This is a genomic window from Roseomonas sp. OT10, assembly GCF_020991085.1.
GTDB classification, from domain to species: domain Bacteria; phylum Pseudomonadota; class Alphaproteobacteria; order Acetobacterales; family Acetobacteraceae; genus Roseomonas; species Roseomonas cutis.
On sequence record NZ_CP087719.1, the window covers coordinates 2,523,864 to 2,548,022 of the forward strand.

Here is a 24,159-nt window from a genome sequence, read left to right on the forward strand (position 1 = left end):
GGGGCCGCGTCAGCGGCGCATGGCCAGCACGATCCCGCTCAGGATCAGCAGGAGCGCCAGGGCCTCGCGCATGCCGAGCGATTCTCCCAGCACCCAGGCGGCCGCCGTCACCCCGACCACGGGCGTCAGCAGCGTTCCCAGCGTGGCGGTGCTGGCGGGCAGGCGGCGCAGGGCCGCGAACCAGGTGAGGTAGCAGAGGCCGAGCGAGATGGCGGCGGTATAGGCCAGCGCGGCCCAGCCGAGCGGCGGCAGGGCCGCGAAATCCGCGTGCTCCAGCGTCAGCCCGGCGACGAGCAGCGGCAGGCAGCCGATGCCCACCTGCCACGCCGTCATCGGGAGGGGCGCCAGGGGCAGGTGCCAGCGCTTGGTCAGGACCGCCCCCAGGCCGAAGAACACCGCACCTGCCAGGGCGGCGGCCACGCCGGGAAGCTTGGCCGTGCCGACCACCCACCCGCTGCCGCCCAACAGCACGGCAATGCCGCCGAAGCCGAGAAGGAAGGAGACCGTCCGCTGCTGCGTCGGACGCTCCCCGAGGATGGGCCAGGCGAACAAGGCCGCCCAGACCGGGGTGGTATAGGCCAGCGTCGCCGCCTCGCCCGCATCCAGCCAGAGCAGCGACAGAGTCGCGAATCCCATCCAGGCCGTGACATTCAGCAGCGACGCCTTCACCAGCCTGCCCCAGAGCGGGCGCGGCACCACCAAGTTCTCTCCGAGGGCGCGGGAGAGCATGAACAGGGCGGCACAGGCGGCCAGCCCCGCGACGCCGCGCGCCGACAGGGGCGGGCATTCGCGCAGCAGCATCTTCGTGGCAGGCCAGTTCAGCCCCCAGCCGATGGCCGTGACGACCAGGCACGCGAGCCCGAAAAGCGTACTGCGCTTCCAGATGGGAGCCGACACGACCGTAGGGGAGATCATTTCCGAGAGAGAGGCTGGGAAGTATCGGCCCCGGTCACCTGGCCCCCTCCGACCCGGCCTGCCGGAAGGCCGCGCCTGCCCAGGCCTCCATCGTTCCCTCCCGCCCCGCAGCATGCGGATAGCGGGGACATGCTCCGATGCTCATGCCACGCCCTATCCCCCAGCCCATGCCAACTGTTGCACGCTCGATGGTTGTAGTCTGCTATTCCGTTTACGTTCCTGACCCTAAGATTTGGCATGTGGCTTGGTTCGGACCGGTGCGCTGGAGAGAGGTCATGATGATCCCGCAGGCGTTAGAGGGATTACCAGGGCGTAGCAAGCATCCGGCCGGACCGCCGCCAGTTGCGCCCGGGCAGGCGAATCCGATCCGGGAAGCGGGCCGCCGCCGGCGGTTCGTGCCATGGTTGCGGGGCCTCGCGGCGGCGCTCGGAGCCCTGGCCACGGCCGGCGCCGCGGCACCAGCTGCGGCCCAGCAGGCGGAGGCGGCGCCGATCCAGCTGAAGATCGTGGGCGGGCTTGCCGGCGTCAGCCAGTTCGTCCGCTACGAGGAGCCCTTCTGGCGGCAGAAGGTGAAGGAGCTGACCCAGGGCCGCGTCCGGGCGGAGATCGCGCCCTCCGACGGCAGCGGCATCCGCAATCAGGAGATGTTGCAGCTGATGCGGCTCGGCGTGGTGCCCTTCGGCACCGCCCTGCTCGCCGTCGTCGCCGGCGAGGAGCCGGAGCTGAACGCCGTGGACCTGCCCGCCCTGAACCCGGACATGGCGACGCTGCGGCAGTCCGTCCGGCTCTACCGCAACCGCCTGGAGCGCATCCTGAAGGAGCGGTACGGGATCGAGCTGCTGGCGATCTATGCCTATCCCGCCCAGGTCATCTACTGCACGCGTCCCTTCACGGGGCTGAGCGACCTCCAGGGCCGGCGCATCCGCACCTCCTCGGTCGGCCAGTCGGAGCTGGTGACGGCGGTGGGGGCCACCCCGGTCCTCACCCCCTTCGCCGAGCTGGTGGAGGCGGTGCGCAACGGCGTGGTCGACTGCGCCATCACCGGCACGCTGAGCGGCATCGAGATCGGCCTCTACGAGGTCACCTCCTACATCCATGCCATGTCGATCAGCTGGGGCCTTTCCTTCTTCGGCGCGAACACGGCCGCCTGGGAGGCGCTGCCGCCCGACATCCGGCAGACCCTCCGCGACGGACTGGCCAAGCTGGAGTCGGATATCTGGGACGCCTCCGAGCGGGAGACGACGGAGGGCCTCGCCTGCAACACCGGCCAGGCCAGCTGCGCCATGCGCCGGCACGGCCGCATGACCCTGGTCCCCGTCACCCCGGTGGATGACGCCTACCGGCGGCGGCTGCTGATCAGCACCGTCCTGCCGAGCTGGGTGCAGCGCTGCGGTCCCGAATGCGCGGATTCCTGGAACGAGACCTTCGGCCCGGTGCTGGGCATCCGCGTCAGCGCAGACTGAGCATGTACCGGACCCGCCGTCTTCGCGGCGCCGTCGCCGCCATCAGCATCCTGCTGCTGCTGGGGCAGGCCATCGCCACCTTCCTGCTGATCCGCAACGGGCGCGAGGCGGCAGTGACGTCGGCGACCGATACGGTGGAACGTGCCGCGCGCAGCGTGGAAGGGTCGATCAACCGCACCTTCCTGCAGGTGGACGCGATGCTGGCCAGCATGACCAGCCTGCTCAACCAGATGGGCTCGGGCGGCGTGCTCGACCCGCTGGCGGCCGGGCGCATCATGCAGGAGCTGAACAGCACCAACCTGACCGTGCGCGACCTGCTCCTGGTCCGTCCGGACGGCATGCCCTATGCGGCCGCGCTCTCCGCCTCGCGCCGCCGGCGCGTGCCAGTCTCGCCGCAGCAGCTGCTGGGGGATGCGCAGACCCGCGCCGGCAGCGTCATGATCAGCCTGCCGGTGCGCAACCCGGTCACCGGGGAGTGGGCGCTGTTCTTCATGCGGCCGGTGACGCTGGGCACGCTGGGCCCGCTCTTCGCCGTGGCGGAGGTCCAGGTCTCCCTGGTCGCCTCCCTCCTCTCGCCGGGCGGCGACGTGCCCGGCCTGCGCTTCGCCCTCGAACGCTCGGACGGGCGGATTCTCGCCAGCCTGCCGCATGACGAGGCCCGGATCGCCGGCATGGCCCGGCCGAGGGAGGGCGAGGCGATGCCGGACGACGCCATCGCGACGCGCCGGCCGACGCTGTACCCGTCCATCGAGGTGCTGGCCACGCTGGAGATGGCGCGGGCGCTGGAGGGCTGGCGGTTCGACCGCGACCGCACGCTGACGGTCTCCGGCGGCTTCTGGATCCTGGTGGCGCTCGGCAGCCTCACGCTGCTGCTGATGCTCCGCCAGCGCGAGCGTGTGGAGGCGGAGCGCGAGAAGGCGCAACAGCTGCTGGAGAACGCGCTGGAGGCGATGGAGGACGGCTTCGTCATGTTCGACGCGGAAGACCGCCTCGTCACCTCCAACAGCCGCTATCGCGAGTTCTATTCGGCGAGCGCCCCTTACCTGGTGCCGGGAACGCGCTTCGAGGACATCATGATCGGCGGCGCCAGGCTGGGGCAGTACCCGCAGGCCGGCGACGACGTGGAAGCCTTCGCGGCGGAGATGAAGGCCTGGCACCAGGGCAACCACCCGCCGATGGAGCGGCTGCTGCCGGGCGGGCGCTGGATCCTGATCACGGAGCGGCGCACGCCCGACGGCGGCACCGTGGGCATCCGCACGGACATCACCCGGCTGAAGGCGACGATGGCGGAGCTGGCCAGCGCCCGCGACGCCGCGGCCGCCGCCGGCGAGGCCAAGTCGCGCTTCCTGGCGCGCGTCAGCCATGAACTGCGGACCCCGCTGAACGGCGTGCTCGGCTGGGCGCAGCTCCTGCAACGGGACGAGACTCTGACGGCGGAGCAGCATGCCCGGCTGACGACGCTGGTGGAGGCCGGCGAGCACCTGGCCACGGTTGTCTCCCGCCTGCTCGAGATCTCGCGCATCGAGGCCACCGAGCTTCCGATGCCGGACCCCGACCCGGTGGTCCCGGAGGAAGTGGCGCGGTTCTGCGTGGACCTCCTGCGCCCGAGCGCCACCAGCAAGGGCCTGGCCCTCTCGATCGAGCTGGGGCCCGACCTGCCCGGCAACGTCCTCGCCCCGATCTCCGGCCTGCGGCAGGTGCTGCTGAACCTGCTGGGGAATGCCGTGAAGTACACCGAGACGGGCAGCGTGACCGTGCGCGTGCTGCGGCCCTCTCCCGGGCGCCTGCGCTACGAGGTCCAGGACACCGGCCCGGGCATCCCGCCCACCATGCGGGGACGCCTGTTCCGCGACTTCGACCGGCTGGGCGCGGAGGGGAGCAGCATCCCCGGGACCGGGCTGGGCCTGTCCACCTCCGCCCGCATGGCGGCGCAGATGGGCGGCGAGGTCGGCTGCGACAGCGCCCTGGGGCGGGGCAGCATCTTCTGGCTGGAACTGCCGGCACCGGAGGTGGCTTCCGCCCCGCCGGCGCCGGGCCAGCGGACGGGCACGCGGCAGGGTCCGCGCGAGGGCGGCCTGCGCATCCTCGTCGCCGACGACGTGGCGACGAACCGGGTCCTGGCCCGCGCCATGCTGGAAGGCGCGGGTCACAGCGTCGCCTGCGTTTCCAGCGGGTCGGAGGCGGTGGAGGCGGTGGACCGCGACCTCTACGACCTCGTGCTGATGGACGTGCACATGCCGGGCGTGGACGGGCTGGAGGCGGCGAGGCGGATCCGGGCGCTGGACGGCCCGGCCCGCTTCATTCCGATCCTGGCCTTGACGGCCTCCGCCTATTCCGAGGACGTGGATGCCTGCCTCGCCGCCGGCATGGACGGCCATATCGCCAAGCCGATCCGGCTGGACGCCCTCTTCACGGCGCTGGCGAAGATGCCCGGGTCCCGCGCCTTCCTGCAGACCTGAGGGCAGCGGCGGGCGACGAGGGACGGCCGCACCCTCCGGAACCCGGCCGTGGCCCGCGCGGCCGGCCCCCTTCCCCGACTGGCCGCGGCCGTCACACGGCCGGGTCGCAAGGTGGCCGGTTCAGTGCGCGAGGTCGCGCAGGTCGGCGCCGGCCAGGCGGTAGTAGATGCGCTCGATCCGGCGCGCGCCTTCGCCCTCGTACATCTCGCGCGCGCCGAGATTGGCCGCGTCGGTGGTCCAGTCGAGGGCGCAGAAGCCTTCCTGCAGGGTCAGCCGGGCGGCCGCGCGCACCAGCGCCCGCCCGATCCCGCGGCGGCGCGCCACGGCGCTGACGTAGAGATCGCGGATATAGAGGGACCGTGCCAGCTCGGCGGCCGGGAAGGTGACGTTCAGCACCACGGATCCCACCACCGCCCCGTCGATCAGCGCGAGCAGCGTGCGCGGGTCGAAGTCGCCCACGACGGGACGGCAGGCCAGGGCCGCCGCATCCACGGCACGGTCCGCCGAGACGGGCTGGCCATAGTGTCGCTGCATCTCGCCGAACAGCAGGGCGAGGGGCGAGACGTCGACGAGGCTGGCGCGCCGCACGAGCACGCCGTCAGGATCGGGCGCCTGGCCGGGGGCAAACAGTTGGGAAGCCGCGGACATGGGGTGACGGAGTCTCCCGTTCGGCGAGCTCGGCCGCCGTTCAAACTGCCGATGTCGGTGTTTTACCGCTTAGCACGCTGCCGGCACCACCCGCCTCTGCCCAAGCGCTACGCCTGAGTCATCAAAAGGTTAACCGTTGCAGCCGTGGTTATCAGTCTATGAAAATGATCAGCGCTGAGCAACCTTTGATTGGTTTTCATCGCCAAGTTTCCCGCGACGGGCGGGAATGCTGCCTGCCCGCCGCATGGCACGCATCTCGCTAAGCCCGGCCGGATGCCCTACGCCACGCCGACCGTGGCCGGACCGGGGCCGTTGCCGGAAGGACCCCTCATGCAGCGCCGCGACCTCCTGAAAGCCACCGCGGGGGCCAGCCTCGCCGCCCCCGCCCTGTCGCGGCCGGCCGCCGCCCAGGCTCCCTCGCGGCGCGAAACGCTGCTGCTGGTGCAGGAATACGGGCCCAACAGCATGGACATGCAGGGCATCGGCTCGTCCCAGCCGGTCAACGGCGTCTCGCTGAACTGCTACGACCGCCTCGTGCGCTTCAAGCGCGTGCCGCTCGGCGACGGGGTGACCACGACCTTCGACATCAACGGGCTGGAGCCGGAGCTGGCGGAGAGCTGGCAGGAGGCGAGCGACGGCAGCAGCGTCAGCTTCAAGCTGCGGGAGGGCGCGACCTTCCACTCCGGCCGGCCCGTCTCGGCGAAGGACGTGAAGTGGTCCTTCGACCGCGCCGTCACCATCGGCGGCTTCGCCACCACGCAGATGAACGCCGGCAGCCTGGAGAAGCCGGAGCAGTTCGTGGCGGTGGACGACCGCACCTTCCGCATCGACTTCGTGCGCCGCGACAAGATGACCATGCCGAACCTGGCGGTCACCATTCCCTTCGTCTTCGACAGCGAGCTCGCCATCCGCAACGCGGGCGGCGACCCCCTGGCCAAGGAGTACCTGAAGAACAACGTCGCGGGCGGCGGCGCCTTCAAGGTCGAGAGCTGGAAGCCTGGGACGGAGACCATCTACATCCGCAACGACGCGTGGAAGAACGGCCCGATGCCGACGCTGCGCCGGGCCATCGCGCGCGACATCCCCTCGCCCAGCACGCGGCGCGCCCTGATCGAGCGCGGCGACGCCGACATCTCCTATGGCCTGCCGCCGAAGGACTTCCGGGATCTCGCCGAGGCGGGGAAGGTCCGCGTCGCCGGCGTGCCGGTGCCGAACGCCATCTGGTACGTGGCGCTGAACACGTCGCTGCCGCCCTTCAACGACCGCCGGCTGCGGCAGGCGGTGGCCTGGGCCATGCCCTATCAGCGCATCCTGGATGCGGCGCTGTTCGGCCGGGGCGTGCCGATGTGGGGCGCGCAGCCGAACAACGGCTCGCTCGCCTGGCCGCAGCCCACGCCCTACGGCACCAATCTGGCCAAAGCGAAGGCCCTGGTCGCGGAGGCCGCGCCGAACGGCCTGCGCACCAGCCTGGTCTTCGATGCCGGCTCGGCCACCATCGCCGAGCCGATGTCCGTGCTGATCCAGGAGGCGCTGGGCAGCATCGGCATCACCGTCGAGCTGAACAAGGTTCCCGGCGCGAACTTCCGCACCGAACTGGGCAAGAAGACCGCGCCGATGGTCGTCAACCGCTTCGGCGGGTGGCTGGACTACCCGGACTACTTCTTCTTCTGGACGATGGGCGGCGCGAACTCGATCTTCAACGCCTCCTCCTACCAGAACCCGGAGCTGGACAGGCTGATCGACGCGGCGCGCTTCGCGGCGAGCCCGGACGCCTATCGCTCCAGCGTCCGCGGCTTCCTCGACCTCTTCATGGAGGAGATGCCGATGGTCCCGATCGCGCAGCCGCTGCATGACGTCGCGATGCAGAAGAACATCGGCGGCTACCAGTTCTGGCCCAGCCGGGAGCCCGACTTCCGGTTCCTGACCAAGGCCTGAGCCCGGCGATGCGCGTGGCGGCGGCCGGGCCGGCTCCGTCGATCCCGGCGGCCGCCCCCGCTGCCGGGCGCGGGGCGGCATGAACGCCCTGCGCCGCATCCTCCGGCCCGCGCCGGCCGCACCACCGGCAACGGCAATGGTGCAGGCGGGCATCCGCCACACGCGCTGGGAAGATGCCCATGCCCTGCTCATGGGTGCCTTCTTCATCGCCCTGGCCCTGCTGATGCTGCAGCAGGCGGGGCTGGTGGTGGGCGGGGCCGCGGGCATCGCGCTGCTGCTCCACTACCTCACCGGCCTGCCGACCGGCATCCTCTTCGCCCTGGTGAACCTGCCCTTCTACGGCCTGGCCCTGCGCACCATGGGCTGGGAGTTCACGATCAAGACCTTCCTCGTGAACCTTCTGCTCCTGGGCTTCGGCCTGCTGCTGCCGCGGGTGCTGCGGATCGACGCGATCGACCCGCTTTTCGCCGCGCTGGGCGCGGGCACGCTGGCCGGCATGGGCGTGCTGGCCCTGGCGCGGCACCGGTCCAGCGTCGGCGGCGTCAGCATCGTAGCGCTCTACTTCCACGAGCGCGGGCGCTGGCGGGCGGGGCGGGTGCAGATGACGCTGGACTGCCTCATCGTCGCTGCCTCGCTGCTGGTGCTGGAGCCGGGGCGCGTGGCACTCTCCGTCCTGGCATCGGTGGCCCTCAGCCTCGTGCTGGTGATCAACCACAAGCCCGGCCGCTACGCCGGCTTCTGACCGGCCGGGCGCAACCCCTGGCCGCGCCGGGCGTCCGGGTCTATCCCGGAGCCCCCACGGAACGCCCCCCACGGATCGAGAGCGCCCATGTCCCAGACCCATCGCCCGCGCCCCGCCATGCTGGTCATCCTCGACGGCTGGGGCTGGCGCGAGGAGGTCGCGGACAACGCCGTGAAGCAGGCGCATACCCCCTGCTTCGACGCTCTGTGGTCCGGCTGCCCGCACAGCTTCCTGCATACCTCGGGCGAGGATGTCGGCCTGCCGCCCGGGCAGATGGGCAATTCCGAGGTCGGCCACCTGAACATCGGCGCCGGCCGCGTGGTGATGCAGGACCTGCCGCGGATCACGAAGGCGGTACAGGACGGCTCCATCGCCACCCTGCCGCCGGTCACCGACCTGATCGCGAAGCTGCGGGCCTCGGGCGGGCGCCTGCACCTGATGGGGTTGCTCTCCCCGGGCGGCGTGCACAGCCACCAGGACCATGCGATCGGGCTGGCGCGCGCCTTCGCGGCGGCCGGCATCCCCGTGCTGGTCCATGCCTGGACGGACGGGCGCGACACGCCGCCGCGCTCGGCCGCGGGCTACCTGAAGGATTTCGAGGCGAAGCTGCCGGCGGGCGCGCGCATCGCCACCGTCTCCGGACGCTACTTCGCCATGGACCGCGACCGGCGCTGGGACCGGGTGAAGAAGGCCTGGGACGCCATGGTGCTGGCCGAGGGCCCGCACGCCGCCACCGCGCTGCAGGTGGTGGAGGAGGCGCATGCGAAGGACGTGACGGACGAGTTCATCCCGCCCGTCGTGCTCGACGGCTATGACGGGATGCGCGATGGCGACGGGCTGCTCTGCTTCAACTTCCGCGTCGACCGCGTGCGCCAGATCCTGGCCGCCATCCTGGAGCCGGGCTTCGACGGCTTCCCCCGCGCGCGGGTGCCGAGGCTGGCCGGCGCGGCCGGGGTGACGCAGGTGTCCGAGGAGCTGGACGCCCACATGGCCACGCTGTTCCCGCCGCAGTCGATGGCCGACATCCTCGGCAGCGTCGTGTCGAAGGCGGGCCTCAGACAGCTCCGCATGGCGGAGACGGAGAAGTACCCGCACGTCACCTACTTCTTCAACGGCGGGGTGGAGGAGCCCTTCCCCGGCGAGGACCGCATCCTCGTCGCCTCGCCCAAGGTCGCGACCTACGACCTCCAGCCGGAGATGTCGGAGCCCGAGCTGGCGGAGAAGGCCGAGGCCGCGATCCGCTCCGGCACCTACGACATGATCATCCTGAACTTCGCCAATGCGGACATGGTCGGGCACAGCGGCATCCTCGCCGCCGCGATCAAGGCATGCGAGGCGGCCGATGCCGGCCTCTCGCGCATCGTCGCCGCCATCCGCGACATGGGCGGCGCGCTGCTGGTCACGGCCGACCACGGCAATGCCGAGCTGATGCGCGATCCCGTCACCGGCGCGCCGCACACGGCCCACACGACCAACCCGGTGCCGGTCGTCCTCCTCGGCGGGCCGCCGGGCGCGACACTGGCCGAGGGACGGCTGGGCGACCTTGCGCCGACGCTGCTTGAACTGATGGGCCTGCCGCAGCCCGCCGCGATGACGGGGCACAGCCTGATCCGCCGGAGCTGACGCGGCCCGGGGCGCGCCCGTAGCCCGGGGGCAAGGCGCTGCCTCGCCCCCGGTACCCCCACTCCGCCAGGACCCTGCGGGCCCTGGACCCGATCAGCGCTGCCGCGCGGATAACTGTAACGGGGTCGAGGCGCCGAGGAGCTTGGCTCCTCGGCGGGACCGAGGCCAGCTTTTGGCCCCGGCAGGGGAGGGCCTGGGACGGGGATCGACGCACGGCGTCGATGCAGCAGGCCGGCGTCACCTCGTGGTCCGCCGCCGGACCACGGCAGCGCCACGGGTCAGGTCATCCCGCCACCGGGGTCAAGGCGGGCCGCGCAACCCGTCCTGCCTTGCCTCACGCCGCCAGCGGCACCCGCCGCTTCAGCGCCACCATCGCCAGCGCCGTCACCACCGTCCCGGCCACGATCGCGACCAGGTAGCCCAGCGGATTGCCCACCGCGCCGGGGATGCCGACCACGAATATGCCGCCATGCGGCGCCCGCAGCGTGCAGCCCAGCATCATCGACAATGCCCCCGCCACGGCGGACCCCGCGATCAGCGCCGGGATGACCCGCACGGGGTCCTTGGCGGCGAAGGGGATGGCGCCCTCGCTGATGAAGCTCAACCCGAGGAAGGCGGCCGCCTTGCCCGCATCGCGCTCCTCCTGGGTGAAGCGGTTGCGCGCGAGGAAGGTGGCCAGCGCGATGCCCAGCGGCGGCGTCATGCCGGCGGCCATCACCGCCGCCATGGGCGCGAAGGTCTCGGTGGAGAGCAGCCCGACGCCGAAGGCATAGGCAGCCTTGTTCACCGGCCCGCCCATGTCCACCGCCATCATCGCGCCCAGCACCAGCCCCAGCACCACGGCATTGGCCGTGCCCATGGAGCGCAGGAACTCGGTCAGCGTCGCGAGGAGGCCGGCGATCGGCGGGCCCAGCAGGTAGATCATCAGCAGCCCGACCACGAGGGTGGAGAGCAGCGGGATGACCAGCACCGGCTTCAGCCCCTCCATGCTGGGCGGCAGCCTGATGCGGTCGCGGAGGAAGCGCGCGACGTAGCCGGCAAGGAAGCCCGAGACGATGCCGCCCAGGAAGCCCGCGCCGATCAGGTTGGCCAGCATGCCGCCGACCAGGCCGGGGGTCAGGCCCGGGCGGTCGGCGATGGAGAAGGCGATGTAGGCGGAGAGCACCGGCACCATCAGCGCGAGGGCGGATTTCGCACCGATGTCGAACAGCGCCGCCGGCAAGGTGCCGGGCACCTTGAACGCCTCGATGCCGAAGGCGAAGGAGAGCGCGATGCACAGCCCGCCCGCCGTCACCAGCGGGATCAGGTAGGAGACGCCGGTCATCAGGTGCCGGTACGGCCCGGTGCCCTTGGCCTTCGCGGGCGCTGCCGCCTGGCTTGCGCCGCCCGCCGCCGCCTCGCCGCCCTGCACCGGGGCCTCCAGCGCGCGGGCGATCAGGGCGCCGCCGTCGTGCAGCGCGTCCTTGGTGCCGGCGGAGAGCACCCGCTTGCCGGCGAAGCGCGACAGGTCCACGCCCGTATCGGCGGCGATCACCACGGCATCCGCCTCGGCGATCTGCTCCGGCGTCAGCGCGTTCTGCGCGCCCACCGAGCCCTGGGTCTCGACATGCACGGCGTAGCCGAGCTTCGCCGCCGCCTTCTCCAGCGCCGCCGCCGCCATGAAGGTATGGGCGATGCCGGTCGGGCAGGCGGTGATCGCCACCAGCTTCCTGGGGCCGGCGGCCGGCGCGGCAGCCGGTACGACGCCCGCCGCCGGGGCCGCCGCCACCGGGGACGCGACGGGCGCCACGGCCGGGCGCGGCAGGGTGGCCAGCGAGGCCGCGGCCCGCAGCGCCGCCTCGGGATGGCGGATGGCCTCCACCACCGTCGTGGCGATCAGCGGCTGGCCGGCATAGCGCGCGGCCAGCTCCGTCGCCTCGCCGACCAGCAGCACCGCCCCGCCCGCCGGCGCGGCGGTGCCGTCCGTGTCCAGGGTCAGCTCCAGCCCGGCGCGTTCGGCGGCCTCGCGCAGGGCCTCGGCCGCCATGGCGGCGTGCGGCGCGCTGGCCGGGTGGCGGATCACGGCGGTCAGCCGGGTCATCGGGGATCTCTCCTCAGCGGGCGGGGCCCGTTCGGGGCGCGAATCATGGGGTGAAACTGCCATGCCCGGTTGGGTTCCGGCAGGGGTTCGCTAGCCGGCGTCGGGCGCCGGCTCGGGCCGGTTGCGCCGCAGGCTGCGGGTGAAGCGGAGCCCGACCTCGGCGAAGCCCTGGGCGCGGTAGAAGGCGTGCGCCTCCGCCCGCTGCGTCCCGCTGGTCAGCTCCACCAGGTCGCAGCCGGCCTGGCGGGCGGATTGCGCTCCCGCCTTGAGCAGCAGCCGGCCGATGCCGCGCCCGCGCTCCTGCTCGTCCACGATCAGCGTGGTGATGCGGGCCACGGGGCGTGCCTGGTGCAGCATGACGCACCAGTGCAGGGCGATGACGCCGACCACGGGGCCGTAATCCGCCGCCACCAGCAGCGCCCCCTGCCCGTCGCGCAGCAGGGTCGCGACTCGCTCCGCCATCTCCGGCGCGGTCGCGGGATAGCCGAGCTGGCCGGACAGGCGCGCGAGGTCGGCGGCATCCGCCGGGGCGGCCGCCCGGACCTCGATGCCGCGGAGCAGGCCGGGGACCATCGGCTCAGGCCGCCTCGATCCGCACGGCGGCGGCGAGGCGCTCGATCGTCGCGCGGTCCGGCAGACCCTCCGGCGGACGGGAGACGGCCGCCGCGCCGCAGGCGGTGGCGAGGCGCGCCGTATCCTCGGCCGACAGGCCCCGCGCCAGGGCGGCGACGAGGCCCGCCACCATCGCGTCCCCCGCGCCGACGGTCGTGGTCAGCGGCACCTTCGGCGGCACCGCCCAGAGCGTGGCGTCGGGCAGAGCGAAGAGCGCCCCCTCCCCGCCCGCCGAGACGACGACGCGGCCGATCCCCTGCGCCCGCAGCGCCCGCGCCGCCTCCACCAGCGAGGCCCGGTCGGGCAGCGGGCGGCCGAGCAGGGCGGCCAGCTCGTCGCGGTTCGGCTTGATGACGTCCGCCCCCCCGGCCAGCGCCGTCTCCAGCGCCTTGCCGCTGGAATCGAGCAGCACCAGCCGCCCCGCCGCGCGCTGCGCCGCCGCGAGGTCGGCCCAGGCGGAGGCCGGCAGGCCGGGCGGCAGGCTGCCCGACAGCACGGCGATCCCCGGCGCCGGGTCGAGCGCCGCGATCCGCGCCGCGACGCCCGCCAGCGCGTCCGCCGGCGCGGGCGGCCCGGGCGGGTTCACGTCCGTGACGTTGCCGTCCGCATCCTCGACCAGCTTCACGTTGATGCGGACATGGCCGGGAACGCGGTGGAAGGCGTCGCCGACGCCCAGCCCGCCGAGGAAGCGGGCGAAGGCGTCCGCATCCGCCTCCGGCAGCAGCCCGCCGGCCGCGACCGGCTCGCCCAGCACGGCGAGCATGGCGGCGACGTTCACCCCCTTGCCCGCCGGGCGCAGCTCCGCCCGCCGCGCCCGGTTCACCGCGCCCACCGCGAGGCGCTCCAGCGCGATGGTCAGGTCCAGCGCAGGGTTCAGCGTGACGGTGACGATCATGGCGGCCCCGCTCCCCGTCAGGCCGCCGCGGCCATCTCGCGCGCCACCGGCAGGGCGCGGACCTCGGCCGCCGTGGCGCAGCCCAGCGCCATCCGCGCGAGGCGCTCCGCCTCACCCCGGTGCAGCCCGCGGATCTGCGCCTTCAGCGCCGCGACGTTGGGAATGGAGACGGAGAGCTCGTCCACCCCCAGCCCCACCAGGATGGGGGCCGCCACCGGGTCGGCCGCCATGTTGCCGCAGACGCCGACCCAGCGGCCGCGCGCATGCGCCGCCTTCACCGTCATGTCGATCAGCCGCAGCACGGCGGGGTCCAGCGCGTCGGAGCGCGCGCCCAGCGTCGGGTGCAGCCGGTCCACCGCCAGCGTGTACTGCGTCAGGTCGTTGGTGCCGATGGAGAAGAAGTCCGCCTCCCCCGCCAGCCGGTCCGCCATGATGGCGGCCGAGGGCACCTCGATCATGATGCCCACCTCGACCGGCGGGGCGCCGAGCGAGAGCCGCTCCGCCTCGATGAACTCCCGCGCCGCGCGCAGGTCGGCGAGCCCGTCCACCATCGGCAGCATGATGCGGATGTCGCCATGCTTCGCCGCGCGCAGCGCCGCCCGCACCTGCGGCCGGAACAGCGCCGGGTTGGCGAGGCACAGGCGCAGCCCGCGCAGGCCGAGGAAGGGGTTCGCCTCCACCGGGTGGTTCACGAAGCGCAGCGGCTTGTCGCCGCCGGCATCGAGCGTGCGCAGCACCACGGGCAGCCCGCCGAAGCCTTCCGCCAGGGCGCGGTAGAGGCCGAACTGCTCCTCCTCGGAAGGCGGCTCGGCACGGTCGTCGAATAGGAACTCCGAGCGGACGAGGCCGGTGCCCTCCGCCCCCGCCGCCACGGCGTCCAGCGCCTCCTGCGGCCGGCGGACATTGGCGGCGACCTCCACCCGATGCCCGTCGCGCGTCACCGCGGGGCGGAAGGCCGCCCGCTTCGCCGCCGCCGCGCGGTCCCGGCCGCGGGCGATGGCGGCCTCGGCCCGTTCGATCGCGGCCGCATCCGGCTCGGGGCGCAGCAGCCCGCGGTCGCCGTCCAGGATCACCGGCGTGCCGTCCGCCAGCGCCAGCACGCGCGGTCCGGCCGCCACCACGGCGGGGATGCCCAGCGCCCGGGCGAGGATGGCGGTGTGCGCGGTCGGCCCGCCGGCGGCCGTCACCAGCCCGATCACCCGCTTCGGGTCGAGCCCGGCGGTCTCCGACGGCGTCAGGTCCTCGGCGGCGAGGATCGTCCCCTCCGGCCACAGGGTCGGGCCCACCGCATCGCCCGGCGCCCCGGCGAGCCGGCGCAGCACCCGGCGGGAGACGTCCTTCAGGTCGTTCGCCCGCTCCGCCAGCAGCGGATCGCCCAGCGCCACCAGCGCGGCGGCCTGGGTCTCCGTCGCGCCCTGCCAGGCGGCGGGGGCGGAGGCACCGGTGGCGATGGCGGCGCGGGCGGCGGCCAGCAGCTCCGGGTCCTCCAGGAAGGCCTCGTGCGCGCCGAAGATCGCGGCATGCTTGGCGCCGACGCGGCTGGTCATCTCCGCGGCGAGGCGCCGCAGCTCCTCCCGCGCCTCGGCCAGCGCGCCGTCCAGCGCGGCGCGCTCGGCGGCCGGGTCGGCCGCGGTCAGCGCGAAGCCCGCCGCCTCCGAGCGTTGCCGGTGCAGCGTGCCGATGGCGACGCCGGGGCTGGCGGGCAGGCCGGCGATGGCGCCCTCCTCCTCCACCGGGGCGACGGGGGGCGGGGCGGCGGTGGCCGGCGCGTGGTCGTCCTCCCCCTCGCCCAGACCGGCGACGAAGGCGGCGCGCACCGCCTCCAGCGCGGCGGCCGCGTCCGGGCCGCGCGCGGTGACGGTCAGGGCGGTCCCCGGCCCGGCGCCGAGCTGGAGCAGCGCCATCATGCTGCGCGCATCGGCGCGGCGCTCCCCGCTGCGGATCTCGATCACCGCGTCATACTGCTTGGCGAGGGTGGCCAGCGCCTTGGCCGGGCGGGCGTGCAGCCCCGCCGGCCTCGGCGCGGCGACGCCCAGGGCCAGCCCGCCCTCGGCGGCGGGCGCCGGGGCGGGTGCGGTGGCGCTCGCGGGAGACGGGGCATCCGGATCGAGGGCGCGCAGGATCAGCGAGGCGTCGCGCGTGGTCGCCAGCCGGTCGGCCAGGTCGGAATCCCCCAGCACCTCGGTGAGCTGGCGCAGCACCTGGATGTGCTCGTCCCCCGCCGCCGCGATGGCGACGACCAGCCGCGCCTTCTCCGCGCCCCAGGCCACGCCGCCCGGCACCTGGAGCACGGCGATCCCCGTCTCGCGGATCAGGCCACGGTCGCCGCGCTGCCCGTGCGGGATGGCGATGCCGTTGCCGAGATAGGTCTCCGCCTCGCCCTCCCGCCGCAGCATGCTCTCGGCATAGGCGGGGTCGATGGCACCCGTGTCGACGAGAAGCTGCGCCGCCTCGCGGATCGCGGCCTCCTTGCTGGCCGGGTGGGCGTCCAGGCGGATTCGGTCCGCAGTCAGGATCACGATGGGATCTCCCTCATCCGCCGGTCTGGCCGGCGACGCTGCGAGCCGGCGCACGGTTGCATAGGCGGCCCGGCGCCGGCCCACAATCGCCGCGCCACCCTGGCGTTGCTGCGACCGCGTCAACTTCGCCACGTCGTTGAGGAAAATTCGCCAGCCGCTTGATCGACGCGTGGAATTCCCGACAGCGGCGTCTGCCGCCTTGCGCCGGGCCGGGCTAGGCTGCGCGCGGAGCAGAGACAGGTCCGCGGCGAATCCCACACACCGCCCTTTCCCGCTGCCGCCTTCCGGACGGCCCCCCCGGCCTGCGCCCGACCGGGCCGGGAGCGTCCGCGCATGGCCTGCGGCCATGGCACCCGCTCGCCGCCCCGCTGCTGGCCACGCTGCTGCTCGCGCCCCTGGCCGGCTCGCTGCCCGGCCTCGCGCAGCAGCCGACGCGCGACGACGTGCGCGACGCCCGGCGCAGCGCCGCCACCGCCGAGGAAGCCGCCAGCGAGGCCGCCACCCGGGCCCGCGCCGCCGAGGCGGAGGAGGAGCGCCTGGCCGCCGCCCGCGCCCAGGCCGGGCGGCGGGCGGTCGCCGCCGGGACCGCCCTGCAGGAGGCGGCCGCGCGGCTGGACCGGGCGGAGGCGGCACGCGCCGCCGCCGAGGCCGCGGTCGAGGCGCGGGCGGCCGCGCTGATCCCCATGCTGCCCGCGCTGCGCCGGCTGAGCGCCTGGCCGGCCGAGACGCTGCTGGCCCTGCCCGTCCCGCCGGAGGAGGCGCTGCGCGGCGCCCTGGTGCTGCGTGGCGTCGCGCGCCACCTGGAGGCGGAGGCCGTCGCCTGGCGCCACGCCGCCGTCGAGGCCGCCGCCGCCGCCGCCCGCGCCACCGAGGAGCGCAGCGCCGTCGCCGCCGCGCGCGCCGAGGCGATGGCGGCGGAGGAAGCGGTCGAGGCCGGGCTGGCCGAGGCGCGGCGGCGCCGTGCCGGCGCGGTGGACGCCGAGACCATCGCCACCCGGCGCGCCGCCGCGACGGCCGCCCGCGCCCGCGACCTGCAGGGCGCCGTCGAGCGGCTGGAGCGGGAGGCACAGGAGCGGGAGCGGCGCCGGCTGGCCGAGGAGCGGGCGGCGCAGGAACGGGCGGAGCGGGCCCGGGCGGCCCGCCAGCAGGCGGAGCGGGACGCGGCGCGCGAGGCGGCGCGGGAGCGGGCCGAGGCCGCGGCGGCGCGGCAGGCCGACCCGGGCCCCGCCCCGCGCGGGGCCCGCGCCACGCCCGTCGCCGGCCGGGTCACCCGGGAATGGGGCGAGGGCGGGGCGCAGGGCCAGACCTGGACCACGCCGCCCCATGCCCGGGTGGTCAGCCCCTGTTCCGGCCGCATCGCCTTCGCCTCTCCCTTCCGGTCCTACGGGCTGTTGTTGATCGTGGATTGCGGCGGCGGGTACCATGTGGTCCTGGCCGGGCTGGAACGGCTGGACGCCAGTGCCGGCCAGCGCGTTGCCGCCGGCGAGGCGGTGGGCGTGATGGGGGATGGGGATTCCGGCCGGCCCTCGCTCTATGTCGAATTGCGACGGAGCGGACAGGCTGTGGACCCGCGCCCCTGGCTGCGTCAGGGTTAGGGCGCCGGTCGGGGGACGTGCCGCCGGGTAACCTTTCGGGGATGCCTGGCAGGGAGACTGGTCGAGGAAGGCTTCTCTGGGTTGCGAAGGAGCGTGCGGCGAATGCGGCACAAGGTGCGGACTTTGGCAGGTGTGACGGCGGCCTTCGCCGCGGGGGCCGTCGTGGGACCGCTCCTCACCTCCCCCGTGGTACAGGCTTTCGCGCAGGAAAGCGGCGGCCGGGCCGAGACCTATCGCCTGCTCAACCTGTTCGGGGACGTCTTCGAACGCGTCCGGGCCGAGTATGTCGAGCCGGTCAACGACCGCGACGTGATCGAGAACGCGATCAACGGCATGCTCACGGGCCTGGACCCGCACAGCAGCTACATGAACGCGCGGTCCTTCCGCGACATGCAGGTGCAGACGCGGGGCGAGTTCGGCGGGCTGGGCATCGAGGTCAGCCAGGAGGGCGGCTACGTCAAGGTCATCTCGCCGATCGACGACACCCCGGCGCAGAAGGCGGGGATCAAGCCGGGCGACCTGATCACCAACCTCAACGGCACCTCCGTCCAGGGCATGTCCCTGCAGGAGGCGGTGGAGCAGATGCGCGGCGAGCGCGGCTCCTCCATCCGCCTGACCATCCGGCGGGAGGGCACGCCCACCCCGATCGAGCTGACCCTGACGCGGGAGACCATCCGCCCGCAGGTGGTCCGCGCCCGGCTCGAAGGCAACGACATCGCCTATATCCGCCTGACCTCCTTCAACGAGCAGACGGAGGTCGGCCTCCGCCGCGCCCTGCAGCAGCTCCGGTCGCAGGCGCCGAACGGGCTGAAGGGGATGATTCTCGACCTGCGCAACAACCCGGGCGGGCTGCTGGACCAGGCGGTGCAGGTCTCGGACGACTTCCTCGACCAGGGCGAGATCGTCTCCACCCGCGCCCGGCGGCAGGAGGATGCGCAGCGCTGGAACGCCCGGTCCGGGGACATCGCCTCCGGCCTGCCGATCGTGGTGCTGATCAATGCCGGCTCCGCCTCGGCCAGCGAGATCGTGGCCGGCGCGCTGCAGGACCACCGCCGCGCCGTGGTGCTCGGGGTGAAGTCCTTCGGCAAGGGCTCGGTGCAGACGGTGATGCCGCTGCCGGGCAACGGCGCCATCCGCCTGACCACGGCGCGCTACTACACGCCCTCCGGCCGCTCGATCCAGGCGACGGGCATCGAGCCGGATGTGGAGGTGCTGGCGCAGCGCCAGGACACCGCCCAGCGGGACCGCGAGGCGGAGTTGCGCCGGGCCCTGCGGAACGACAACAGCACGGCAGGGCAGACCCGTCCGCCGGCGCCGCTGCCGCCGCTGAACCTGCCCGCCGGCCTGGTGGAGAAGATCCAGAAGATCCCGGCCGAGGACGCGCCCGCCTTCGACCCGACCAAGCCGGAGACGGACTTCCAGCTCCAGCAGGCGCTGGTGCTGGTGCGCGGGATGGCGGGCCAGCCGCAGCGCCGCGCCAGCCGCTAGCCGCGCGACATGGCCCGGGGGGGCAAGGCAGGGGCCGGCGCGGGGGATCCCGGGGTCCGGCCATCACGCTCGGCCGGGGGCTGGAAGGCGCTCGGCGCCTTCTGGCTCGTCGTGGTGATCGGACTGGCCGGGCTGGGCGGCGTGCTGCATCGCCTGGGGCCCCCACCCGACCTGGCCCCCCCACGCGAGGCGGCGGGCGGCGTGGCACCGGCCGCCGCGCCGGCCACCCCGTCCCCCGTCGCCGCCGCGACGCCCGCCACGGCCGAACCGCCGCCGGCCCTTGCCACCGAAGCGCCGGCCGGCATGGCGGCGGCAGGGGTCCCCGCCCCCGCCCTGACTGGGACCGGGGCCCTGACCGGGGCCGGGGCGGCTCCGGACGCGCCTGCCCCCGGCGGGGCCCTGCCCCCGGATGCCGCCCGCGCGGCCCCGGCGGAATCGTCCCCGTCTTCCCCGCCCGGCCCGGCCGAACCCACAGCCGCGGTGCCCGCGCGTCCGGCCACGGCCGTCGTCGCCGCGCTGCCCGCGGCGCCGCCGCCGCCGCCCCTGGCGCCCACCCGCCCGGCCGGGCCGGCCACGGCCGCCGTGATCCCCGCGCCCGATCCCGCGCTGCTCGAGCCGTCGCCCTACGGGCCGGTGCCACGGGTCGGCTCCGACGGGCGCACCTCCATCCGCGCCTATGGCCGGCTCTTCGCGCGCGACGACACCCGCCCGCGCGTCGCGCTGATCGTCGGCGGGCTGGGGCTGAACGCCGCGCTCAGCGAGGAGGCGATCCGCCGCCTCCCCCCCACGGTCGGCCTGGCCTTCAGCCCCTATGCCAGCCGCACCGAGGCGCTGGCCGAGCGCGCCCGGGCCCGCGGCATGGAGATGCTGATCGCCCTGCCGCTTGAGCCGAGCGGCTACCCGCTGAACGATCCCGGCGAGCGCGCCCTGCTCACCACGCTGGCCCCGGCCGAGAACATGGACCGGCTGCTGTGGTCGCTGTCGCGGCTGCAGGGCTATGTCGGCGCCATCGGCGCGCTGGGGCCCATGCGGGGCGAACGCTTCGCCCAGGTGCCCGGCCTGCTGGCCATGGTGCAGGACGGGCTGCGCGAGCGCGGCCTGCTCTACGTCGATCCCCGCCCCGTCCTCCCGGCGGGCAGCCCCGCCCGTGCCTTCGGCCGCAACGTCGACGTGGTGCTGGACGAGCCGGCGACGCGCGGCGAGATCGAGCGGCGGCTGGAGGAGCTGGAGCGGCAGGCGCGGGAACGCGGCTCGGCCCTCGGGATCGCCGGGGACGCCTCGCCCGTGCTGGTGGACCGCGTCTCCGCCTGGGCGGCGGGGCTGGAGGGCCGCGGGCTGGTGCTGGCCCCGGTCACCGCCCTCATCCGCCGGCCCGACGGGCGCCCGGAGGGGCGTGGCGAAGCCCGTCCGGAGGCTGCCGCGCGATGATCGACCTTCCCTATCGCCCCTGCGTCGGGGCGGTGCTGTTCAACGCCCAGGGGCTGGTGCTGGTCGCCCGCCGCGCCGACCAGCCGGCGGGGGAGGCCGGGGCCGGGGCCTGGCAACTGCCGCAGGGCGGGATGGATGCCGGCGAATCCCCGCGTGAGGCCGTTCTGCGCGAGCTGATGGAGGAGGTCGGCACGGACCGCGCCGAGATCCTGGCCGAGCACGCGGAGTGGCTCACCTACGACCTGCCGGAGCATCTGGTCGGCAAGGCCTGGGGCGGGCGCTGGCGCGGGCAGCGGCAGCGCTGGTTCGCCCTGCGCTTCACCGGCGCGGACTCCGACATCCGCCTCGACGCCGACGCGCACCAGGAGTTCGACGCCTGGCGCTGGGCCCGGCTGGAGGAGCTGCCGGACCTCGCCGTGCCCTTCAAGCGGGCGATCTACGAGCGGCTGGCGGCGGATTTCGCGCCCTACGCCACTCCCTCCGGCGAGGCTCCCCTCAACCCGGCTTGAGCCCGCGCTCCTTCACCACCTCTGCCCAGACCGTCATCTCGCGCTCCAGGAACTCGCCCAGCGCGGCGCGGGACATCGGCGCCACCTCCACCCCGTCCCGGGCGAAACGGTCGCGCAGCCCGGACAGGGCGGCCGTGGCCTCGGCATTCAGCCGCGCCAGGATCGGCGCCGGCACGCCGGCCGGGGCGAGCAGGGCGAACCAGTTGCCGGTGGCGAAGCCCTCCAGGCCGGGCGTCTCCGCGATCGTGGGCACCTCCGGCATGGCCTCGCTGCGGGTCCCGGCGCTGAAGGCGATGGCGCGCAGCCGCCCGTCGCGCACCAGCGGCAGGGCGGAGGCCGGGTCGTCGAACATCGCGTCGACATTGCCGGCGACGAGGTCGGGCAGCGCCGGGCCGGTGCCGCGATAGGGCACGTGGACCAGCGGCGCGCCGCTGCGGCTGGCCAGCAGCTCCAGCGACATGTGGCTCATCGAGCCGTTGCCGGGCGAGGCCGTGTTCAGCCCGCCCTTGCTCCGCGCGAGGGCCAGCAGCCCGGCGAGGTCGCGCGCCGGGGACGCCTCCGGCACCAGGAGGAACAGCCCGTTGCGGACCAGAAGGGTCACCGGGGCGAAGTCCCGGCGCGGCTCGTAGGGCAGGCTGGGGAAGAGCGCGGGATTCACCGCGAAGGGCGCGCCGACCACGAGGAGGGAATGCCCGTCCGGGGCCGCCCGCGCCACGGCGGCGGTGCCGAGCTGGGTGGCGGCGCCGGGCTTGTTCTCGACCACCACGGGCTTGCCGAGCGCGCGCGAGAGCGGTTCCGCCAGGGCGCGGGCGGCGATGTCGGCGGTGCCGCCCGGCGCGGCCGGCACGGTTAGCGAGACGGGGCGGGAGGGGAAGGCCTCCTCCGCCCGCGCAGCGGCAGCGAGGGCGAGCAGCGGCAGGCTGGCGAGGCCGCGACGGGAGAGGCGGGCTGCGGGGGGCGAGTCGTCGGTCATGGCGCCCATGGTGCAATTGCGAGGCCAGGGTCCGACAGCCGGAAGATGGGGCGGATGCGGGCCCCGTCCGGCCCGACGGGCGGCATCGGGCAGGTCCAGCCGCAGCCGCCGCCAGGCACGGCGCCGGCGGGGCCGCGGGCCCTCGGCCAGGGCCGCACCGGGCATGTCGCATTCCTGCAACGGCCCCGCGTGACCTGCGTGCGGCGCCGTGCTAGCGGCGCATCCATGCTCAAGCGCCTGCTGCGGCATCCCGCGACGCTCGCGCTCGGGGCGCGGCTGATCGGCCTGTACCTCGGCTTCTGCTATGCCACCACGCGCTGGACCGTGCTGGGGGCGGAGCGGATCGCGCCGACCGTGGAGCGGGGCGGGCCGCTCGTCGTCTCCTTCTGGCACGAGCGCCTGCCGCTGATGCCCGTCCTGTGGCGCAAGGCGCGGGTGATCTTCCCGGTGCTGTGCCCGAAGCGCGTACACGTCCTGGTCTCCCGCCACCGCGACGGCCGCTTCATCGGCGCCGTCATGCGGCAGTTCGAGCTGGAGATGGTGCACGGTTCCACCTCGCGCGGCGGCGCCGCGGCGGCGATGGCCATGCTGCGCAGCCTGCAGGACGGGCAGATCGCGGCGATCACCCCGGACGGGCCGCGTGGCCCGGCGCGGGAAGCGGCGCCGGGCGTGGCGCAGCTCGCCGCGGTCAGCGGCGTGCCGGTGGTCCCCTGCGCCGCGGCGACCACGCGGATGCGGCTGCTGCCCTCCTGGGACCGCATGCGCCTGCCCCTGCCCTTCGGGCGCGGCGCGGTGGTGGTGCGGCCGGTGATCCAGGTGCCGCGGGAGGGGGCGGAGCTGTTGCTGCCGCTGATCGCGTCGGAGATGGATGCAGCCTGCGTCGAGGCCGACGACTGGGCCGGGCGACCGGCCGCCGAGCGCGTGCCCGCCGCGCGGACCCGGGCGGAGCGACCTTGAGGCATCCCGCCCCGCGCCACGGGCCGGCGCCATGAATCCGGTGGGGCGCCTCTGGTCGGGCGTGGCGCGGGTGACGGCGCCGCTCTGGCGGCTGCACCTGCGCCGGCGCGTGGCCAAGGGGAAGGAGATCGCGGCCCGGCTGCACGAGCGGCGCGGCGAGGGCGCCGCCCGCCCGCCCGGCCCGCTGCTCTGGCTGCACGCCGCCAGCGTGGGGGAGAGCCTGTCGCTGCTGCCCCTGCTCGAGGCGCTGGATGCCCGCAGGCCCGACCTGCACTTCCTCGTCACCACGGGCACGGTGACCTCGGCCGAGCTGCTGCTGCGCCGGCTGCCCGACTCGCTGCGGCCGCGGGTGACCCACCGCTTCGCCCCGCTCGACGTGCCGGCCTGGACGGCGCGCTTCCTGGACGGCTGGCGGCCGGATGCCGGTGTCTTCGTGGAGAGCGAGCTGTGGCCGAACCTGCTGGCCGCGGCGCGGCGGCGCGGAGTGCCGATGGCGCTGCTGAACGCCCGGCTCTCCGCCCGCTCCGCCCGGGCCTGGCGCTGGGCGCCCGGGCTGGCGCGGCGGACGCTGTCCACCTTCCATGCCGTGCTGGCCCAGACGGAGGAGGATGCGGCGCGGCTGCGGGAGCTGGGCGCGCCGGCGGCCGAGGGCGCGGGAAACCTGAAATACGCCGCGGCCCCCCTGCCCTGCGACACGGCGGAGCTGGCGCGGCTGCGCCGCCTGCTTGCCGGCCGCCCCGTCCTGCTTGGCGCCAGCACCCATCCCGGGGAGGAGGCGCTGCTCGCCCTGGTGCAGGCCGAGCTGGCCGGCCGCCTGCCCGGCCTGCTGACCATCCTGGTGCCGCGCCATCCCGAGCGCGGCGCCGCCCTGGCGCGCGAGCTGCCCGGGGCGGTGCGGCGCTCCGAGGGGCGGGACCCCGGGCCGGCGACGGGGCTGTGGATCGCCGACACGCTCGGCGAGCTGGGGCTGTTCTACCGGCTGGCCGGGGCCGCCGTGATCGGCAAGTCGCTGCTGCCGCCGGGGGGCGGGCAGAATCCGCTGGAGCCGGCGCGGCTGGGCTGCCCGGTGATCCTCGGCCCGCACATGCAGAACTTCGCCGCCATCGCGGATCGGCTGGCCGGCGCCGGCGGCGCGGTGCGGCTGCCCGACGCGGCGGCGCTGGCGGATGCGGCGGCCGCCGTGCTAACCGATCCGCAACATGCGTCACGGTTGCGTCACGCAGCCGGCCGCATCGCGGCGGAAGCGGCCGGGCTGGCGGACAGGATGGCCGCCGTGGTCATGGAGCTGCTGCCCCCCCGGTAGCCACCGGGGCGGTCT

18 protein-coding genes are annotated in these 24,159 nt (G+C 74.7%); 11 read left to right on the forward strand and 7 right to left on the reverse strand.

Annotated features, from left to right (window positions below; translation table 11 throughout):
- Positions 1-9: 9 nt before the first annotated feature.
- Positions 10-897, reverse strand: a complete 888-nt coding sequence (locus tag LPC08_RS11615) for a DMT family transporter (RefSeq protein ID WP_230452823.1) — start codon at positions 895-897, stop codon at positions 10-12.
- A 413-nt stretch (positions 898-1,310) separates the two neighbouring features.
- Here LPC08_RS11615 and LPC08_RS11620 point away from each other — a divergent pair, with 413 nt between their 5' ends.
- Together LPC08_RS11620 and LPC08_RS11625 are read left to right on the forward strand one after the other, a co-directional pair.
- Positions 1,311-2,378, forward strand: a complete 1,068-nt coding sequence (locus LPC08_RS11620; RefSeq protein ID WP_230452824.1) for a TRAP transporter substrate-binding protein — start codon at positions 1,311-1,313, stop codon at positions 2,376-2,378.
- A 2-nt stretch (positions 2,379-2,380) separates the two neighbouring features.
- A complete protein-coding gene (locus LPC08_RS11625; RefSeq protein WP_230452825.1) occupies positions 2,381-4,837 on the forward strand; it encodes an ATP-binding protein in 2,457 nt (818 codons plus the stop codon).
- Between the two features lie 120 nt (positions 4,838-4,957).
- On the opposite strand, the gene LPC08_RS11630 is transcribed toward LPC08_RS11625, so the two are convergent.
- Entirely contained in the window at positions 4,958-5,485 is a 528-nt protein-coding gene (locus LPC08_RS11630; protein ID WP_230452826.1) for a GNAT family N-acetyltransferase, read from the reverse strand.
- A 330-nt stretch (positions 5,486-5,815) separates the two neighbouring features.
- On the opposite strand from LPC08_RS11630, the gene LPC08_RS11635 reads away from it, so the two are divergent.
- From LPC08_RS11635 to gpmI, 3 genes are all read left to right on the forward strand, one after another.
- Positions 5,816-7,420, forward strand: coding sequence for an ABC transporter substrate-binding protein (locus LPC08_RS11635; RefSeq protein ID WP_230452827.1), 1,605 nt, complete (start codon positions 5,816-5,818; stop codon positions 7,418-7,420).
- A gap of 79 nt (positions 7,421-7,499) precedes the next feature.
- On the forward strand, positions 7,500-8,162 hold the full coding sequence (locus LPC08_RS11640) for a YitT family protein (protein WP_230452828.1): 663 nt from the start codon (positions 7,500-7,502) through the stop codon (positions 8,160-8,162).
- Between the two features lie 87 nt (positions 8,163-8,249).
- Positions 8,250-9,785: a 2,3-bisphosphoglycerate-independent phosphoglycerate mutase gene (gpmI, locus tag LPC08_RS11645; RefSeq protein WP_230452829.1), complete on the forward strand. Its 1,536-nt coding sequence runs from the start codon at positions 8,250-8,252 to the stop codon at positions 9,783-9,785.
- A gap of 334 nt (positions 9,786-10,119) precedes the next feature.
- Here gpmI and LPC08_RS11650 read toward each other — a convergent pair whose 3' ends face one another.
- The 4 genes from LPC08_RS11650 to ptsP all read right to left on the reverse strand — a co-directional run bounded on the left by LPC08_RS11650 (position 10,120) and on the right by ptsP (position 15,891).
- Positions 10,120-11,865: a fructose-specific PTS transporter subunit EIIC gene (locus LPC08_RS11650; RefSeq protein ID WP_230452830.1), complete on the reverse strand. Its 1,746-nt coding sequence runs from the start codon at positions 11,863-11,865 to the stop codon at positions 10,120-10,122.
- Positions 11,866-11,955: 90 nt separating this feature from the next.
- Entirely contained in the window at positions 11,956-12,438 is a 483-nt protein-coding gene (locus LPC08_RS11655) for a GNAT family N-acetyltransferase (protein WP_230452831.1), read from the reverse strand.
- A 4-nt stretch (positions 12,439-12,442) separates the two neighbouring features.
- Positions 12,443-13,372 carry a 1-phosphofructokinase gene (gene pfkB / locus LPC08_RS11660; protein WP_230452832.1) on the reverse strand — a complete coding sequence of 310 codons (930 nt, stop codon included), beginning with the start codon at positions 13,370-13,372 and terminating at the stop codon, positions 12,443-12,445.
- Between the two features lie 17 nt (positions 13,373-13,389).
- Positions 13,390-15,891 (reverse strand): phosphoenolpyruvate--protein phosphotransferase, encoded by a 2,502-nt coding sequence (gene ptsP, locus LPC08_RS11665; RefSeq protein WP_230452833.1) that lies wholly within the window; start codon positions 15,889-15,891, stop codon positions 13,390-13,392.
- Positions 15,892-16,334: 443 nt separating this feature from the next.
- Between ptsP and LPC08_RS11670 the strand changes: the two genes are divergently transcribed.
- The 4 genes from LPC08_RS11670 (at position 16,335) to LPC08_RS11685 (ending at position 20,911) form a co-directional block, all read left to right on the forward strand.
- Positions 16,335-17,486 (forward strand): murein hydrolase activator EnvC family protein, encoded by a 1,152-nt coding sequence (locus LPC08_RS11670; RefSeq protein ID WP_230452834.1) that lies wholly within the window; start codon positions 16,335-16,337, stop codon positions 17,484-17,486.
- 162 nt (positions 17,487-17,648) lie between these two features.
- Positions 17,649-18,974, forward strand: coding sequence for a S41 family peptidase (locus tag LPC08_RS11675; RefSeq protein ID WP_441295837.1), 1,326 nt, complete (start codon positions 17,649-17,651; stop codon positions 18,972-18,974).
- 480 nt (positions 18,975-19,454) lie between these two features.
- Positions 19,455-20,402, forward strand: a complete 948-nt coding sequence (locus LPC08_RS11680) for a divergent polysaccharide deacetylase family protein (protein WP_230452836.1) — start codon at positions 19,455-19,457, stop codon at positions 20,400-20,402.
- Positions 20,399-20,911, forward strand: coding sequence for an RNA pyrophosphohydrolase (locus tag LPC08_RS11685; RefSeq protein ID WP_230452837.1), 513 nt, complete (start codon positions 20,399-20,401; stop codon positions 20,909-20,911). Before LPC08_RS11680 ends, LPC08_RS11685 begins: the two co-directional genes overlap by 4 nt.
- Here LPC08_RS11685 and LPC08_RS11690 read toward each other — a convergent pair.
- Positions 20,898-21,884 carry a tripartite tricarboxylate transporter substrate binding protein gene (locus LPC08_RS11690; RefSeq protein WP_230452838.1) on the reverse strand — a complete coding sequence of 329 codons (987 nt, stop codon included), beginning with the start codon at positions 21,882-21,884 and terminating at the stop codon, positions 20,898-20,900. The genes LPC08_RS11685 and LPC08_RS11690 overlap by 14 nt on opposite strands.
- 225 nt (positions 21,885-22,109) lie before the next feature.
- Here LPC08_RS11690 and LPC08_RS11695 point away from each other — a divergent pair, with 225 nt between their 5' ends.
- Positions 22,110-22,841 carry a lysophospholipid acyltransferase family protein gene (locus LPC08_RS11695; RefSeq protein WP_230452839.1) on the forward strand — a complete coding sequence of 244 codons (732 nt, stop codon included), beginning with the start codon at positions 22,110-22,112 and terminating at the stop codon, positions 22,839-22,841.
- A 31-nt stretch (positions 22,842-22,872) separates the two neighbouring features.
- Positions 22,873-24,144, forward strand: a complete 1,272-nt coding sequence (locus LPC08_RS11700; RefSeq protein ID WP_230452840.1) for a 3-deoxy-D-manno-octulosonic acid transferase — start codon at positions 22,873-22,875, stop codon at positions 24,142-24,144.
- The last annotated feature ends 15 nt before the right edge of the window (positions 24,145-24,159 follow it).